Below are 16,577 nucleotides of genomic sequence, written 5' to 3'. Positions count from 1 at the left end.
TGGCGGCCTAGTTCGTCTCGCTCGGCAGCTGCTGCGCCTCGTCGAGGAGGCGGTCCAGCTCGTCGTTGCTGTACGACGTCAGCGAGCCGTCGCTCGCGAGGAGCGGCTGGATCGTCTGGATCGCGTCGAACGTGGCGTTCCCCCACCCGAGGAGGTACCACGGCGGCTTGTCCTCGATGTTGCCCGTCGTCACCTGACTGACGAGCGTCGAGAACTCTACCTGCCGGGCCGACGCGGAGACGTTCGACAGCTCGTCGACCTGCGCGGCGACCGCCTGCGCGATCTCGACGTCGCGGAGGTAGCGACCGATCGGCGTCACGAGTTCGACCTCGGCGCCGGCGTAGCCGGACTCCTCGACCAGCTGTTCGGCCATGTCCGGGTCGTACGGGTACGGGTCGAGGTCGGGGTTGTAGCCGAAGAAGCCCTCGAGCGTCGGCTGGCCCGTCGCGCTGCCGAACGTCTGGAGGACGTTCTCGATGATCGACTCGAGGTCGACCGCGTAGTTGATCGCCTGCCGGAACAGCGGGGAGTCGAACGGCTCCACGTCGTAGCGCATCGCGTTGAAGATGACGCGCGTCGACGGCACCGCCGTGATGGACGTCCCGTCGTTGTTCTCGACGCGGGACACCTCCTGGGGCGGCACGTTCACCGCGATGTCGGACTCGCCGGCGACGAGGCGGTTCACGCGCGTCGACGCCTCGCCGGCCGCGTTGATCGTGAACGTGGAGATTGCCGCCTCGTCGTCCCAGTAGTCGTTGAACCGCTGGAACTCGACCGAGACGCCCTGCTCGTAGTTCGACAGCTGGAACGGGCCGGTCCCCTCCATGTTCTGGTTGATGTACGCGCCGTCGTTGCTCTCGACCCACGACTTGTTCATCACGTCGCAGTACGTCGCGAACGACGCGAACACGATCGGGTTGAGCCCCGAGAGGTTCACGTTCACCGTGCGGTCGTCGGTGGAGGCGACCTCCGCCCCCTCGACGCCGAGCAGCTGGTCGACCTGCGGGGAGGCGATGCCGACGTCCTCCTGCACGATGCGGTTGATCGAGAAGGCGACGTCCTCGGGGGTGAGCGAGTCGCCGGAGTGGAACGAGACGTTGTCGCGGACCGTGAACTGGACGGTCGTCTCGTCGAGGCGCTGGTAGTCGGTCGCCAGCGTCTCGACGATGGCGCCCTCCGCGTCGCGCTCGAGCAGCCCCTCGTACGCCTGGAGGACGATGTTGTCCGTCGGCGTCTCGCGGTGGTCCTGCGGGTCGAGCCCGGAGTCCATCTGCGACTGCGTCATGACGACGTCGTCGCCGGAGTCCGTCGCCGGTTCGATGGCGTACGCCGCCACGCGCTCGTCCGTGCGCGGCTGCCACTCGATGTCGTCCGACTGGCCGTACACCGAGAACTGCCGGTGGAGGAACACCCACGGCGCCTCGTCGTGGATCAGGCGGTTGGCCCGCTGGAGGTACCCCTCGCGGGTCGTCGGCTCGGGCCGCTCGGTGGGCTCGGCCGTCTCCGTGGTCTCCATCCCGCCCTCGGTCGTGTCCATCGGCTCGTCGGTCTCGGTCCCGTCGCCGCCGTCGCCGCCGGCACAGCCTGCGAGTGCGACCGCGGCCGCCGCCGATCCCGTCGCCGTCAGGAACCGACGCCTGCTCGTGTTCTGATCAGCCATGCCCGGAACCATGGCGGTGGCCCTCTTATATGCTGGGGTACGTCACCCCGTACCGTCATGTCGGCGAACGGGGCACACGCGGCTGTGACGGGGGTTCACCCGAGAAAAGCGGATCGCGACTCCCGCGTCGTTACGACGGCGTGGAGTCCTCCGCGAGCACGGCGGAGTCCTCGCCGTTCCCCGACACCCAGATCACGCGGACGGTCGTGTCGGCGCCGACGTCGAACACGGTCGCGGTCTTCCCTGCGGACACGTCCCCGGCGAACTCCTCGTTCCCCGCGGGCGTGGCGAGCCGGACCGTCTCGCTCGTCGGGATGGTGTCGCCGCCGCTGTGGCGGGCGGTCACGTCGTAGGTGGTGCTGGTGTTCGCCGAGTAGTCGAACTGGAAGTTCGCGTTCGGCGAGGACGGCTGGACCTGCCCCCCGATCCCGAACACGAACGACCCGACGACCGCAGCCAGGATGACCGTGATCGCGACCATCAGGATGACCCCGATGACCGGTGATACAGCGCGCTCCTCCGTGAACAGTTCGTGTACGTTCATGGTCGTGCGCCCGTGCAGGCACGAGGTACCCCCCCTCACGCAGCGATCGGGCTCTGAAGCGACTCTATCCGGAACCTATAAAAATCCCGCGCCATCGTCAGTTGAACCAACAGATCCGACTGCGGACCTGTCAACGGGCGGTCCGGAACGGCCGCCTACTCCTCGTCCTGTGCGTCGACGACGGCGACGCCGGCGAGGTTGACGATGTCCTTCACCTCGTCGCCGCGCTGCATCACGTGGACCGGCTGGTCCATGCCGACGAGCATCGGACCGATGGCCTCGGCGCCGCCGAGGCGCTGGAGCAGCTTGTAGCCGATGTTGCCGGCCTCGAGGTTCGGGAACACGAGCACGTTCGCCGGGCCGTCCAGCTCCGAGAACGCGTACGTGTCGTTCAGGATCTCCTCGACGACGGCGGTGTCGGCCTGCATCTCCCCGTCGACCGGGAAGTCGACCTCGGGGTCCGCGTGGAGCAGTTCGACGGCGTCGCGGGGCTTGCGGGTGCCCTCGTTGTCGACGGAGCCGAAGTTGGAGTACGACAGCATCGCCGCGCGCGGCTCGACGTTGAACCGCCGGGCGAGCTTCGCGGTGTGTTTCGTCACCTCCGCGAGCACCTCGGCGTCGGGCGCCTGGTTGACGGTGGTGTCGGCGCAGAACACGACGCGGTTCTTGAACGTCAGCATGTACACGCCGGCGACGTACTCGGCGTCGTCGGCGGTGCCGACCACCTGCAGGGGCGGTCGCAGCGCGCTCGGGTAGTGGTGGGTCAGCCCGGTGAGGAGCGCGTCGGCGTCGCCCCGCTCGACCATGACGCTCCCGAGGTAGTTCGTGTCCCGCCGGATCAGTTCGCCCGCCTCCGAGCGCGTGACCCCCTTGCGCTTGCGGATCTCGTGGAGCCGGTCGGCGTACTCGTCGGTCGCGCCGGTCTCTGCGGGGTCGACGACCTCCGGGAGGAAGTCGAGGCCGAGCCGCTTCGTCGTCGACTCGATGGTGTCGCGGTCGCCCAGCAGGACCGGGTGGGCGATCCCCTGTTCTTCCATCTGGTAGGCCGCGCGGATCATCTTCTCGTCGGTGCCCTCCGCGAGCGCGACGCGCTTGGGCTCCGAGCGGGCCTTGTTCAGGACGACGCGCATCATCTCGCGGCTCTTGCCGAGGCGGGCCTCCAGCCGCTCGGCGTACACCTCGGTGTCGATGTCGAACCGGGCGACCCCGGAGTCCATCGCCGCCTCCGCGACCGCGGGCGCGACCTCGAACAGGACGCGCGGGTCCAGCGGCTTCGGGATGACGTACTCCGGCCCGAACTGGAGCGGCTGGTCGCCGTACGCCTTGACGACGGCGTCCGGGACGTCCTGCCGGGCCAACTCCGCGAGCGCCTCGGCGGCTGCGCGTTTCATCTCCTCGTTGATGTCGGTCGCGCGCACGTCGAGCGCGCCGCGGAACAGGAACGGGAAGCCGAGGACGTTGTTCACTTGGTTCGGGTAGTCCGAGCGACCCGTCCCCATGATGACGGTGTCGTCGCGGGCGTCCTTGGCGTCCTCGTAGGTGATCTCGGGGTCGGGGTTCGCCATCGCGAAGATGATCGGGTCCGCCGCCATCGACCGGACCATCTCCCGGTCGACGATGCCGCCGACGGAGAGCCCGACGAACACGTCGGCGCCGTCCATCGCGTCCGCGAGGTCGCCGCCCGGGCCCTCGCTGGCGAACTGCGCCTTGTACTCGTTCACCTCGCCCGCGGCCGCACGCTCCTCGGTGATGATCCCCGTGGAGTCGCACATGGTGATGTTGCTCGCGTCGGCACCGAGTTCGACGTAGAACTTCGCCGTCGCGATCGCGGAGGCGCCGGCGCCGGAGAAGACGATGTCGAGGTCGCCGAGGTCCTTGTCGACGATCTCGGCGGCGTTGATCAGGCCCGCGCCCGAGATGATCGCGGTCCCGTGCTGGTCGTCGTGGAACACGGGGATGTCCATCTCGTCGCGGAGCGTCTCCTCGATCTCGAAGCACTCGGGCGCCTTGATGTCCTCGAGGTTGATCCCGCCGAACGTCGGCTCCATCGCCGCCACCGTCCGGATGATGTCCTCGGGGTCGTCCTGGTCCAGTTCGATGTCGAACACGTCGATGTCGGCGAACCGCTTGAACAGGACGCCCTTCCCCTCCATCACGGGCTTCGAGGCCTGCGCGCCGATGTCGCCGAGGCCGAGCACCGCCGAGCCGTTGGAGACGACGCCCACGAGGTTCCCCTTCGCCGTGTACTCGAACGCGCGCTCCCCGTCGGCGGCGATGTCGCGACACGGCGCCGCGACGCCCGGCGAGTACGCCAGCGAGAGGTCCCGCTGCGTGTTGGTCGGCTTCGTCGTCGATATCTCGATCTTGCCGGGCGGATCCGATCGGTGGTACTCCCGCGCGTCGTCGTCCAGTCCCATACTTCTGGGACCGCAGGATCGGGGAAAAAGCTACCGAGCGGACCGATGCCGGGCGGACGACGACCGCGGTCCTCGCCGACCGCGCGTCAGCGCCCGTCGCCGCGGCGGTCCGGGTCGCGGTCGTCGGAGTCGTCCCCGTCGGGGTCGTCGTCGGGGTCGCGGACCGAGGACCTGACGAAGCCGCCGAACTCCGCCGGATCCTCGTCACCGGTCCCGTCCTCGGGGGCCGCGTCGCCGTCCGCCTCGCGCAGCGCCGCCGCCACGTCGTCGTCGTCGGAGCCGTCGCCGGCGCGGTAGCGCCCGAGCAGGTCGAGCCCGTCGGCGAAGCGCCCGAGCGCCGCCAGCTCGTACGCGCGCCGGTACGTGAGCGCGAGCACCCCCACGGGGAAGGCGACGCCCACGACGAACAGCGGGATCCCGATGGCGAACGCCACGACGGCCGCCAGCGGGACCGCGCCGACGACCTCGCTCGTCCCGCCGGGCACGACGGAAACGAGGAGCCCGACCACCCCGGCGAGCAGCGCCACCACGAGCAGGCCCGTGAGCGTCAGCACCGTCGAGACGATCGACACACCGATCCCGACGAGGACGTGCATCACGAGGTAGACGACCGTCTGTTTCGGCTGGCGCTTGAGGACGGGCCAGACCCGGCGCCAGCCGTCGATCACGCCGCCGCCGTCGGCGACCATCGCGGGCACGACGAACTCGATCGTGAACCGCGCGAGGAACGCGAACAGGAGCACGTACGCCGCCGCGACGAGCACGATCGCGACGATCGCCCCGGGGCGGTTCGCGAGCGCCGCCCCGTCGACTCCCGACAGCACGGCGAGCGCCGCGGCGGCCGCCGGCGGGACCGCGAACGCGGCGAACAGCCCGATCTGGAAGCCGAGCAGACGGAGGCCGTTCACGAAGTGGCTCCGCACGTCGCGGCGGATCCGGAGGTCGTCGCGCGCGATGCCGTCCACGAGGACGAACTGGAACGCCGGCGTGACCAACAGCAGCGCGAGCCCGACGAGGGCGGCGAGCCCGACGGCCAGCAGGCCGACGGCGCCCACCGCCCCGGGGAGGAGGTCGGACTGCAGCGGCGGCACGCTCGCCGCCGCGTCGCCGGGAGTGGGGACCAGGCCGAGCGTAGGGAGCGCCAGCAGCGTCGCGAGGGCGGCGGCCGCGCCCGCGCCGCTCGGGACCCCGCCCGAGCCGACGAGGCGGGCGGCGGTGCTGGCGGCGTTCCCCGCGATCCGTCCGCCGCCGCCGCCGCCGCCCGCGAACACGCTGACCAGCGCCATCCGCGCCCAGCGTCCGAGTCGAACGGGGAAGAGGAACCCCCGCGTCACGTCGATCGCGTCGTCGACCGCGTCGACGCCGTGCCAACTCATAGTGGCACGTCAAAGTCACACGACATGAAGGTTGGTTCTCGGCCGTCGACCGGATCCGTGCCGGTCAGTTCTCGCGGATCGCCGGGCGCTGGAGCGTCAGGCCGTCCACCTCGACGGTGTCGGTCGGCCAGCGGCCGGAGTCGGTGAGCAGCTCGACGTCGTCCGCGGTGACGTAGGCGGTGTCCTCGCTCTTGGCCCCGCGGACGGTCGGGTTCCACGCGTAGGCGGCCGCCGACGCCACCGGGGCGTCGCTGTCGGGCGTCGCGAACCACTCGCGGCCGGCGTAGCCGGTCGCCCCGCCCTGGTGGTGTTCGCGCCACTCCCCTCGTGGCCCTCGGCGGCGTACGCCGACCGGATCGCGTCGAACACGTCGCCGGCGGTGCCGTCCTCGCGCCCGGCGGCGTCGCGCGTCGCCGCCAGCGCCGCCGTCTCGACGCGCTGGGCCGCGCGGTGGCGCTCGGCGAGCCACTCGGGGGTCGAACGCGACCGTCCGCGTGCAGGAGGCGTGCAGTCCGCCGCGGCGGGCCGTCACGATCACCAGCGCGTAGTCGCCCAGCGCCGCGTCCGTCGGCGTCGGGTGGCGGTACTGCGGGGCGCGCTCGCTCCCGCCGACCAGCACGACCGGCGCCTCGATGTTCCGACCGGCCAGCGAGATGCGGATCCCCGCGGCCACCTCGTGTTCGGTGTCGCCCGGCTGGAGCTCCCGACACACCGTCTCCGTCGCCAGCGCGACCTCCCGCCCGAGGTCGCGGTAGGCGGCGAGGTCGTCCTCGCCGAGCCGGAGGCGGAGCCGCGTCGGGTCGAGGTCGTCGAGCCCCGGCACGTCGAAGTCGGCCGCGGCGGGCGTCGGCGAGCGCGCCGCGACCGAGCCCGCCAGGTCCGTCTCGTACCAGTCGTCGGCGGCGACGGACATCGACAGCGCCGCCGGGAGCTCCTCGGCGGCGAGCCGTTCGGCCTCGACGTTGTCCGTGACGACCGTCCACTCGCCGTCGCCGAGGTAGCCCACCGCGGCGTCGCCCACGTCCGCGCCGACGTCCACGCGGTTCGACCCGCCGGTGGCCCACGCGAACGAGTTCGGCCGCGCGAACCACACCGCCTCGTACCCCCCCTCCGCGAGGAACCGCTCCAGGCGGCTCTCGCGGTCGTCGATGTCGACCATACTCGCGGGTCCGTGTCCCCGGGCTTGAATCCCGTGGCATCGGAGCCGACGCGCGCCCGACCCGCGTCCGACGGCCGGGCGCTCGGGGCGCGGCCGACGGGCGAGCCACGCCCGCGCTCGGCCGTTCCGCGTGCCCGGGACCGAACCCCTAAAGAGGGGATACCCGAAAGTGCGTGACAATGATGACGACACTCGGGAGCGCGAGCGCGCCCCCCGGGGAGCTCGACACGGGTCGTCTGGAGGTCGGGGAGACCCGCGACGGATCGACGGTCGGCCTGCCGGTCGCGGTGGTGAACGGCGCGGACGACGGCAAGACGCTGTACGTGCAGGCGGTCAGCGACGGCGACGAGCTGAACGGCCTCGGCGTGGTCACCCGGCTGGTCCCCCAGTTGGACCCCGCGGAGATCGCCGGCCAGATCCTGATCGTCGGGATCGTCAACTACCACGCGTTCCAGGTGGCCGAACACCGCAACCCGGTGGACGACACGAAGATGAACCGGGCGTACCCCGGCGACGCCAACGGCACCTCCTCCGAGCGCATCGCCGCGGCGACGTTCGAGGCGGCCAAGCGCGCCGACCTCGTCGTCGACCTCCACCAGGGGCGCACCTCCCGCATGATCAACGAGACGCGCGTCCGCTGTGGCCCCCGCCACCGGCTCCACCGCGAGTGTCTCGAACTCGCGAAGGTGTTCGGCACCGGCTACGTCCTCGACCAGAAGGGCCCGGACGGCCAGCTCGCGCGCGCCGCGCCGGACAACGGCATCCCGACGATCGACCCCGAACTCGGCGGCGCCGTCGGCTGGGACGAGGAGTCGATCGAGATCGGGCTCGCCGGGATGTTCCGGGTCCTCCGCTACTACGGCTTCATCGACGGCGAGGTCGACCGGGAGATGCAGACGCGCGCCTCCGGCTTCGACCAGTACGGCTCGCCCAGCGGGGGTCTCGTCTCGTTCGAGGTCGAACTCGGCGAGCGCGTCGCCCGCGGCGACACCCTCTTCCGCGTCACGGACGCCTTCGGCGAGCTGAAGGCCCGCGTCACCGCCGACAACGACGGCATCTTCTGGCGCTCGCGGCGGCTCCCGCAGGTGGCGACCGGCGAGTACGTCTGTTCGGTCGGCACCGACGTCGACCAGTTCTGAGCGCGCCGCGTCGGCACGTCGATACCGTCCGGCCGCCGTCGCGCACACGAGACGGACGTATCCGGACGGCGTGCAGCGGGCAGTCGTCCCCGAATGATATCCATACCGCGCGAGGCTGAAGACACGCTCTTGGCGCGTCTCCGGTAAGCGTGGCCTACACCGGACGTGGGGGGACGATGTCACCGAAACAGGACACCGAGACGGAGGGACGGGTGTTGGAACGGGCCGCCGGAGTCACCGGCGTGGGATGGACGGCGTCGGCGCTGGGGTACCTGGGGACGGCGATCGGGGTCGGGAACTCGCTGGTGACGAACCCGCAGTCGCTGTTGTACCTCGGCGGCGTCTGTTTCGTGGCGACGCTCGGACTCGACCGACTCAACGGGCGGGACGACGGGGACGAGGCGACGGCGGACGACGAGGTCGACGACGGGGTCGACGCGGCGGCGGAGTAGGGAGGCTGCCGGGGCGGTCGGGGCGGCAGAGGCACCGAACCGTCACCTACTGGTCCCCGGCTCCCGGCCGTACACGCATGTCCGCTCCGTCGCTCCGCTGTCCCGACTGCGGCGCCACGTACGCCGACCGCTGGCGCTGCGAGTGCGGTCGCCCGCTCGACTACGCCGAGCGCCCGCTCCCCGACGGCCCCGCGCCCGACCCCGGGGCGTTCGACACCCGCGACGGGCTCTGGTCGTTCGACGAGTTCCTCCCGGAAGCGCCCGCCGTCTCGCTCGGCGAGGGGGCGACGCCGCTCGTCGACGCGCCCGACTGGGACGCGCAGTTCAAACTGGAGTACGTGTTCCCGACCGGGTCGTTCAAGGACCGCGGCGCGACCACGACCCTCTCCCGGGCGGCCGCGCTCGGCGTCGACACCGTCGTCGAGGACTCCTCGGGCAACGCCGGCGCCGCGATCGCGACGTACGCCGCCCGCGCGGGCATCGACGCCGAGATCTACGTGCCGGCCTCGGTGAAGGACAGCAAACTCCGCGCCATCCGCCGCGCCGGCGCGACGCCCGTGAAGACCGCCGGGCCGCGGCAGGCGACGACCGACGCCTGCGTCGAGGCGGTCGAGTCCGGCGCCGGCTGGTACGCCAGCCACGCGTGGAACCCCGCGTTCTACGCGGGCACCGCCACGTTCGCGTACGAGACCGCCCTCCAGCGCGACTGGGACGCCCCGGACGCGGTCGTCCTGCCCCTCGGGCACGGGACGCTGTTCCTCGGCGCCTACCGCGGCTTTCGCGCCCTGCTGGACGCGGGCTGGATCGACTCGATGCCGCGACTGCTCGGGGCGCAGGCGGCCGGATACGCGCCCGTCGTCGAGGCGCTCCACGGTGCCGAGGCGGCCGCCGGCGCCAACGGCGTCGCCGACGGGATCCAGATCCCCGAGCCGACCCGCGGCGACCGGATCCGCGAGGCGATCGCGGCCACCGACGGCGACGCGGTCGCGCTCGACGAGTCCGCCGTCGAGTCGGAGTTGGCCGCTCTGCACGCCCGCGGCTTCTACACCGAGCCGACCTGCGCCATCGCCCCCGCCGCCCTCCGCGCGTACCGCGAGCGGGGCGTGCTCGACGGCGACGAGGACGTGGTCGTGCCGCTGACCGGGAGCGGGCTGAAAACCTGACGATGATCACCGTCGTCGGCGACTACTGTCCGCTGTGTGGCAAGGAACTCGGCCGGCGGACGGCCGAGGGGCGCGAGCGGCGCTACTGCCCGTCGTGTGACCGGATCGTCTGGCGCAACAGCAAGCCCGTCGCGAGCGTCGTCGTCCGCGACGGCGACCGCGTGTTGCTCGGCCGCCGGGCCGTCGACCCCCACCGGGGCCGGTGGGGCACCCCCGGCGGCAACCTCGAACACGACGAGTCCCCCGCCGTGGGCGCCGCACGGGAACTCTGCGAGGAGACCGGCGTCCGCGTCGCCCCGGCCGACCTGACGCTGTTCTCCGTCGACCACACGGTCAAGCCCGACCGCTCGGTCGTCGGGATCCGGTTCGTCGTCGACCGGTCGTCGACGGCGGGCGACCCGGCCGCGGGCGACGAGACGAGTGCGGTCCGGTTCGACACCGTCGCCGGCTTCGAGGCGGACGGCGGGGTCAGCCCGTGGGACCGCGACCTGCTGGCCGCGGTGTTCGACCGAGAGGCGGACGCGGACGGCGCCGGCGCCTGACTACCGTTCGGGGTGGGTGGGCGCGTCGAACCCACCGCGGACGAGCGGTTTGGCGACGTGTCGCCGGGCGCACGGCGGCACCTCGTACCAGCCGCGGTCGAGCTCCCTGTCGAGCGGCCGCTCGACTTTCCCGGGCTCGCTCGTCCCGCAGTCGCGACACCGGTACCCCTGTCCCGCGCCGGCGGACTCCATCGACCGGTCGCAGTCCGGGCAGGTCGGCACCGCCGGCGCCGACGTGACCAGATCGCGGACGGCGAACTTCTCCAGCTTCAGCGTGCCGTCGTCGACCTCGCCGCAGACGGTGAGGGCGTCGCCGACGCGGAGCGCGCGCACCCGGTCGCGGAACCGCTTCGTCGGCTCGAAGGCGACGCAGGGGAGCGCCGCGTCGGGGGCGGCCGCGTCGTCGCCGACGGCGAGGAACACGTGGCCGCCGCGGCGCGTCTCGGGCGCCGCGGTCACCGTCGCGTCGACGCGGTACGCCCGCCCGTCGCGCAGGGAGCCGAGCCGCCCGTCGCGCAGGTGGGCATCGGTCCCCTGGTTGGTGACGAACGTCGCCGTCCGCTCGACCGACTCGCTCTCGATCCCGGCCGCGACCGCGCGGACGGCCTCGGGGTCCTCGCCGCGGATCCCGTGGAGGATCGGGCCCGGCGCGTTCGGGACGCACACCGCCTCGCCCTCGACGCGGTCGACGGTGTCCCACACGTCCGGGTAGCCCGCGTCGGCGGCCGCGAACACGCTCGCCGCGTCGACCTCGCGGGGCGTCCCGCAGCGGTCGAACTCGCGGTAGGAGACGTGCTCGTACGTCCAGTCGTCGAACGCGCGCCACGCGCCGACGGCCGCGAGCGCGCCGATCCGGCCGCGTCCGACCACCCCTCCGGGCTCTCGCCGGCGCCGTCGGCCGGCCCGTCGGCCGCCCAGCCGCGCGTCTCGAGCCCCGCGGCGTCGGCGACCGCGAGGGCGTCCTCGAGGTCGTGGAACTCGCGGAGGGCGTCGCGGGCGAAGTCGGCGACCGCCGGCGGCACCGCCCCTGGCGCGCAGTCGGCGACGACGACGCCCGGGGAGGTGCGCGGGTCGTCGGCGACCGCGTACCGCTCCACCAGATCGGTCCCGACCGCCAGCGCCGTCTCCGGGGCGGCGTCGGTGTGGAGCGCGAGCGCGGCGTTGCCGCGGGTCTTGTGCTCGACGGCGGGGTTGAGCCTGACGAGGAGCCGCCGCTCGACGCTCGCGCCGGCGTCGACGAGCCGCTCGGCCGCCAGCGTCGCGAGGTAGGTGGTGCACATCCCCCGGGATCGGGAGTCGGTGTCGTCGAGGCCGAGGACCGTCACGTCCGGTGGAAGCGTCCGACACGGATTGGGCCTTTCGCGTCGCCAACACGGGTATAGCTCTGTCGGCCGTGTCGTCGCCGTGACCGCAAGCGGGCGTCCGGATGGCGGCTCGTACGAGCGGCACAACGCATATACGTCGTGAGCGGTCTATACTTCGGTATGTCCCGGAAGGCGCTGGTCGGGAACGTGACCGCCATGCTCGCGGACGCCGACTTCCTGGTCAGCGAACGCTGTGCGGTGCGCCCCAAGAGCTTCGACGTCGCCGCCCGGCGCGGGGAGGACCTCCTCCTCGTGAAGGTGCTCGGCAACGTCGACGCCTTCGACCGGGAGACCGGCGCGGAGATGCGCCGTCTGGGGGAGTACCTCTCGGCGACGCCCATCCTCGTGGGCCTGCGGACGCGCGACGAGGAGCTGAAGCCGGGCGTCGTCTACTTCCGCCACGGCGTGCCGGCCATCCACCCCGACACGCTGTACGACCTCGTCGTCGAGGAGGTGCCGCCGCTCATCTACGCGGCCCCCGGCGGCCTGTACGTCAACATCGACGGCGACACCGTCGCCGACGAACGCCGCGAGCGCGGCTGGAGCCTCGGCCGACTCGCCGACGAACTCGGCGTCTCGCGTCGCACGGTGGCCAAGTACGAGGACGGCATGAACGCCTCCGTCGAGGTCGCCGTCCAGTTGGAGGACCTGTTCGACCGCCCCTTCTCCGACCCCGTGCGGGTGCTGGAGGGTGCGGGCGAGGTCCGCGAGGCGGACCCGACGCCGGAGCCGCCCGAGGTCGACCCGGACGACGAACACGTGTACGGCGTGCTCTCGCGGGCGGGGTTCGCCGTCCACCCGACGCAACGGGCGCCCTTCACCGCCGTGAGCGAGGACGAGGCCGAGCCGCGCGTCGAATTCACGCTGTTGACCGGCCACTCGCCGTTCACGCGGACGGCCCAGAAGCGCGCGAAGCTGATGGGGTCGCTCGGGCGCGTCACCGGCACCCGCGCCGTCTACTTCACCGAGGGCGACGACGAGCCGAAGGAGGAGACCGTCGAGGGCACCGCCATCGTCACCATGCTGGAGCTGTCGCGCGCCGACGACCCCGAGCGTATCCGCGAACTGATCCGCGAGCGCTCCGACGAACCCGCAGAAGCCTGATCGAAGCCCGGCCCCCCGCCGGAGTCGTCCCGGAGCGTTCGTTCCCGCCGTCGACGAGGGAGCCGCGGCTCCGGGCGGACGAGAGCGCGACCGAACCGAAAAGCGGGGACCGCGGCCGCCGGCTTACGCGGCGGCGCCGTCGCCGTACGTCTCCTCGAGGTACGCGACGATGTTGTCGGACTCGGCCATCCCGTCGACGCCGTGCGCCTCGTCGACGAGGACGGGGACGCCCGTCTGGCCGGACACCTCCCGCACCTCGGTCCGCTCGTCGTGCGAGCGCGGCACCTTGATCGACTCGTACTCGAGGCCGAGTTCGGCCAGCTTGTTCGTCACCTTCGCGCAGTACGGGCAGCCTTCCAGTTCGTAGAGGACGAGGTCGGACATCGCACTCGACGGTTGCGGCGCGCGGGACTTAAACTCCGTCGGGGTGTGCGCCGGGGGTGCGGAGCCGGCGGTCGATCGTGTGGCACGCCACCACACCTCCATCGGGAACTATACGCGGAGGCCCGTCGGTCCGGTCGTGTTCCCCGACCGCATCCTGACCGACCGGCTCAGGCTGGACCGCCACGACGAGGCCGTCGACGCGTTGGCGTTCTACGAACACGCCGGCGAGCGTCGGTCGGAGACGATCGGCGAGGAGTGCACGCACCTCAACTGGTCGCCCCACGCGACGCCGAAGGAGAGCGCGACGGTCCAGTCCACGTTCCGCGAGGGCTGGGCCGACCACGAGAACGCGGTGTACGCTGTGATCCCACGTGAGGGCGAGGACGGCGCCGGCGAGTACGCCGGCAACACCGGCCTCCAGGTAGACTGGGACCGCCGGAGCGCGACGCTGGGGATCTGGCTGCGGAAACCCTACTGGGGTCGCGGCTACTCGGGCGAGCGCGCCCGTGCGCTGGCGACGCTGGCGTTCGACCGCCTGGACCTCGACGTCGTCGCCGTGAGCGTCCTCCCGGAGAACGAGCAGTCGGCACGCGCGATCGAGAAGTACGTCGCGTCGATGGGCGGCCGCGAGGAGGGGCTGCTCCGCAACCGGATCGCGGACGACGACGGCACGGTCCACGACGTGCGCCGGTTCTCCGTCCACCGCGACGAGTACGCCGCGGCCGTCGGCGGGGACCGTCCGGCCACGTTCGTCGACGACGTCGACTTCGAGGCGTAGGGGCGGACGGCACGGCGGCCGGCCGGCCCCCAGCCGGGGTCAGTCGGCGGCCCGGGCGTCGGCGACCGTCCGCTTCGTCGCGGGGTCGCCGCCGGCGACCGCCTCCCCGCCCTTGAGCACGACTGCCGGGTCGTTCAACAGCGTGAGGTTCTCCGTCGGGTCGCCGTCGACGACGAGCAGGTCGGCGTCCGTCCCGGGCTCCAGCGTCCCCTGGTCCGCGAGCCCGACGGTGTCGGCGGCCGTCTCGGTCATCGCCGTGATCGCCGCCAGCGGCGTCATGCCGTTGTCGGCCATGAACCGGACCTCGGCGGCGTTGCCCCCGTGCATGTTGAACGGCGTCCCGGCGTCGGTGCCGCCGGCGATCCGGACGCCCGCCTCGACGGCGCGCCGGAACGACTCGAGGTGGCGCTCGTACACCGCCTCGGTCTTCGTGCGGTCCTCCGCGGTGGCGGCCTCGAGGTTGCGGACGATGTGGTGGGGGGCCGACAGCGTCGGCACGAGTGTCACGTCCTCGCGGACGAGCAGGTCGAGCGCCTCGTCGTCGAGGAGCGTGCCGTGCTCGACCGTGTCGACGCCGGCGGCGACGGCCGTCTTCACGCCGGCCGCGCCGTGGGCGTGCGTGGCGGTGTGGAGGCCCCTGCGGGCCGCCTCGTCGACGAGCGCCTCCACCTCGCCCTCCGTGAGCGCGAGCGCGTTCGGGTCGCTGCCGGGCGTCGTCACCCCGCCGGTCACCATGAACTTCACGAACTCGGCGCCGCGTTTCGCCTGCTCGCGTACCGCCCGCCGCGCGTCCCGGGGCCCGGTGATCTCCCGCCCGAGGTGGTGGCCGTGGCCGCCGGTCGCGGTGATCGACCGGCAGTTCGCCACCGTCCGCGGGCCCTGAATGTCCCCGGCGGCGATCCGGTCGCGCACGTGGACGCCGACGCCGGCCGCCCCCATCGTGCGGACGCCGGTGACGCCGGCCGCGAGCGTCCGCCGCGCGTTGCGCGCCTCCACCAGCGCCAGTTCCGCGTCGCTCATCCCGACGACCTCCTCGACGCTCCGCTCGCCCGACAGCGAGAAGTGCACGTGCGCGTCGACGAGCCCCGGCAGCACCGCCTTGCCCGCGAGGTCGACGACGTTCTCGTCGCCCCGGGCCGAGAGGCTGCCCGTCCCGGCGATCCGGTCGCCGTCGATCCGCACGTCCCCGACTCGCACGCCCGCCGCGTCGACGAGCGTCGCGTCCCGCAGAAGCATACCCGGCGGTGGGACCGTCGCGCGAAAGAGCGTTCCGAATCCGTTCCGTCGGCCACAACGGGTATACATCGGCCGCCACAGGCCGATTGCATGGGGGAGACATCGGAGCGACCGGGGAGCGTAGCGACGGGACCGGGCGACGAAACGAGCGTCCTCGAGCGGGTCGCGTTCGTCCCGGGCACCGCCGCGGCGGTCGGGGCGTACCTGCTCTCGTATCTCGTCACGTACGTGACGCAGTCGGCGGCGGTGCGGGACCGGCTCGCGGGGCTCAACTTCGTCGCCGGCCTGTTCGGCGGCGACCCGGTGGCGGCGTGGCAGGCGGTCGGCTGGTACCTGTACAACGCCCACTTCGTCGCGACGGTCGTGCCGTCGCTCGGCGGCGGCACGCGCGCGGCGAACCTGCTGGCGAGCGCGGACGCCAACCTCGGCTACCTGTATCTGGTGCCGCCGCTGGCGTTGCTGGCGGCCGGGGCGGCAGTCGCTCGCGTCGCCGACGCCCGCGACGCCCGCGACGGGGCCGTCGCCGCGCTCGGCACGGTCCCGGCGTACTTCCTGCTCGCGATCGCGGGCGCGTTCGTGTTCGCCTACGGCGCGGGCGACGCGGGGAGCATCCACCCGGAGTACGTCACCGCGGCGCTGCTGGCGGGGCTCGTCTACCCGGCCGTCTTCGGGAGCGTCGGCGGCGCCGTCGGCGGCCTGCTCGGCGACGGGTGACGCCGGGGCGCCGGCTCACAGGTCGCGGGCGACCATCTCGCCCCAGTGGGCGAACCCGTGTCGCTCGTAGAACGCCTTCGCGCGGTCGTTCTCGCCGTCGACGTCCAACACCAGCCGGTCGAGCGGGAGGTCCTGTGCCCGGGCCGTCGCCACCGCCGCGCTCATCAGGTCGTCCGCGACGCCGGTCCCGCGGGAGGCCGGGGCGACGTAGATCTCGTTGAGCACCGCCGCGTCCCACACGAACGACAGCGACTCGGGGAGGACGAACACGTAGCCCGCGAGGTCGCCGTCGTCGCCCGACGCCGCGGCGACGGTCACCGTCTCGGGCTGTTCGTCGACGCACCGGTCGACCCAGTCGAGCCACCGCGCGCGGTACTCGCCGGTCAGTTTCGCCTCGTAGGCCGCCGCCTTCGCCTCGCCGCCGGTGCCCGCGCCGAGGCCCGTCTCGAACCCCCGCTTCAGCGACCACAGGGCGTCGGCGTCGCCGTCCGCGTACGGCCTGACGGTCACGTCCGCGTCCGTCGACTCGTCCATACGCGTCACAC

General features: G+C 72.5%; 14 protein-coding genes and 2 pseudogenes. 7 read left to right on the top strand and 9 right to left on the bottom strand.

The window, feature by feature from the left end; genetic code table 11:
- Window positions 1–7: 7 nt before the first annotated feature.
- From P0R35_RS06515 to P0R35_RS06495, 5 genes and pseudogenes are all read right to left on the bottom strand, one after another.
- The gene (locus P0R35_RS06515) at window positions 8–1,660 is read right to left on the bottom strand and encodes an ABC transporter substrate-binding protein (RefSeq protein ID WP_284014387.1); all 1,653 of its coding nucleotides are present in this window, start codon (window positions 1,658–1,660) and stop codon (window positions 8–10) included.
- Between the two features lie 130 nt (window positions 1,661–1,790).
- A complete protein-coding gene (locus P0R35_RS06510; RefSeq protein ID WP_284014386.1) occupies window positions 1,791–2,204 on the bottom strand; it encodes a type IV pilin domain-containing protein in 414 nt (137 codons plus the stop codon).
- A gap of 155 nt (window positions 2,205–2,359) precedes the next feature.
- On the bottom strand, window positions 2,360–4,621 hold the full coding sequence (locus P0R35_RS06505; protein ID WP_284014385.1) for an NADP-dependent malic enzyme: 2,262 nt from the start codon (window positions 4,619–4,621) through the stop codon (window positions 2,360–2,362).
- Window positions 4,622–4,707: 86 nt separating this feature from the next.
- Window positions 4,708–5,997 carry a DUF7544 domain-containing protein gene (locus tag P0R35_RS06500; RefSeq protein WP_284014384.1) on the bottom strand — a complete coding sequence of 430 codons (1,290 nt, stop codon included), beginning with the start codon at window positions 5,995–5,997 and terminating at the stop codon, window positions 4,708–4,710.
- Window positions 5,998–6,061: 64 nt separating this feature from the next.
- A pseudogene (locus tag P0R35_RS06495) lies at window positions 6,062–7,156 on the bottom strand (M24 family metallopeptidase).
- A 179-nt stretch (window positions 7,157–7,335) separates the two neighbouring features.
- Between P0R35_RS06495 and P0R35_RS06490 the strand changes: the two are divergent.
- From P0R35_RS06490 to P0R35_RS06475, 4 genes are all read left to right on the top strand, one after another.
- Window positions 7,336–8,295 (top strand): succinylglutamate desuccinylase/aspartoacylase family protein, encoded by a 960-nt coding sequence (locus tag P0R35_RS06490; protein ID WP_345782763.1) that lies wholly within the window; start codon window positions 7,336–7,338, stop codon window positions 8,293–8,295.
- A 176-nt stretch (window positions 8,296–8,471) separates the two neighbouring features.
- Complete coding sequence (locus tag P0R35_RS06485; RefSeq protein WP_284014383.1) at window positions 8,472–8,747, top strand: hypothetical protein; 276 nt, start codon at window positions 8,472–8,474, stop codon at window positions 8,745–8,747.
- A gap of 77 nt (window positions 8,748–8,824) precedes the next feature.
- A complete protein-coding gene (locus tag P0R35_RS06480; protein ID WP_284014382.1) occupies window positions 8,825–9,910 on the top strand; it encodes a pyridoxal-phosphate dependent enzyme in 1,086 nt (361 codons plus the stop codon).
- A gap of 2 nt (window positions 9,911–9,912) precedes the next feature.
- Window positions 9,913–10,452 (top strand): NUDIX hydrolase, encoded by a 540-nt coding sequence (locus P0R35_RS06475; protein WP_284014381.1) that lies wholly within the window; start codon window positions 9,913–9,915, stop codon window positions 10,450–10,452.
- Here P0R35_RS06475 and P0R35_RS06470 read toward each other — a convergent pair.
- Window positions 10,453–11,777: pseudogene (locus P0R35_RS06470) on the bottom strand (TiaS agmantine-binding domain-containing protein). It abuts the gene before it with no gap.
- A 159-nt stretch (window positions 11,778–11,936) separates the two neighbouring features.
- On the opposite strand from P0R35_RS06470, the gene P0R35_RS06465 reads away from it, so the two are divergent.
- Entirely contained in the window at window positions 11,937–12,920 is a 984-nt protein-coding gene (locus P0R35_RS06465; protein WP_284014380.1) for a transcriptional regulator, read from the top strand.
- 123 nt (window positions 12,921–13,043) lie between these two features.
- On the opposite strand, the gene P0R35_RS06460 is transcribed toward P0R35_RS06465, so the two are convergent.
- Window positions 13,044–13,304: a glutathione S-transferase N-terminal domain-containing protein gene (locus P0R35_RS06460; protein ID WP_284014379.1), complete on the bottom strand. Its 261-nt coding sequence runs from the start codon at window positions 13,302–13,304 to the stop codon at window positions 13,044–13,046.
- Window positions 13,305–13,440: 136 nt separating this feature from the next.
- On the opposite strand from P0R35_RS06460, the gene P0R35_RS06455 reads away from it, so the two are divergent.
- Window positions 13,441–14,082: a GNAT family N-acetyltransferase gene (locus tag P0R35_RS06455; RefSeq protein WP_284014575.1), complete on the top strand. Its 642-nt coding sequence runs from the start codon at window positions 13,441–13,443 to the stop codon at window positions 14,080–14,082.
- A 39-nt stretch (window positions 14,083–14,121) separates the two neighbouring features.
- On the opposite strand, the gene P0R35_RS06450 is transcribed toward P0R35_RS06455, so the two are convergent.
- Window positions 14,122–15,318, bottom strand: a complete 1,197-nt coding sequence (locus P0R35_RS06450) for a metal-dependent hydrolase family protein (RefSeq protein WP_284014378.1) — start codon at window positions 15,316–15,318, stop codon at window positions 14,122–14,124.
- Window positions 15,319–15,408: 90 nt separating this feature from the next.
- Here P0R35_RS06450 and P0R35_RS06445 point away from each other — a divergent pair, with 90 nt between their 5' ends.
- Window positions 15,409–16,032: a DUF7978 family protein gene (locus P0R35_RS06445; RefSeq protein ID WP_284014377.1), complete on the top strand. Its 624-nt coding sequence runs from the start codon at window positions 15,409–15,411 to the stop codon at window positions 16,030–16,032.
- Window positions 16,033–16,047: 15 nt separating this feature from the next.
- Here P0R35_RS06445 and P0R35_RS06440 read toward each other — a convergent pair whose 3' ends face one another.
- Window positions 16,048–16,566, bottom strand: coding sequence for a GNAT family N-acetyltransferase (locus tag P0R35_RS06440; protein WP_284014376.1), 519 nt, complete (start codon window positions 16,564–16,566; stop codon window positions 16,048–16,050).
- Window positions 16,567–16,577: the final 11 nt, after the last annotated feature.

The organism is Halobaculum litoreum, from assembly GCF_030127125.1.
Classification (GTDB): Archaea; Halobacteriota; Halobacteria; order Halobacteriales; family Haloferacaceae; genus Halobaculum; species Halobaculum litoreum.
Note: the sequence above shows the minus strand (reverse complement) of the source record. Positions and strands in the feature narration are given on the sequence as shown.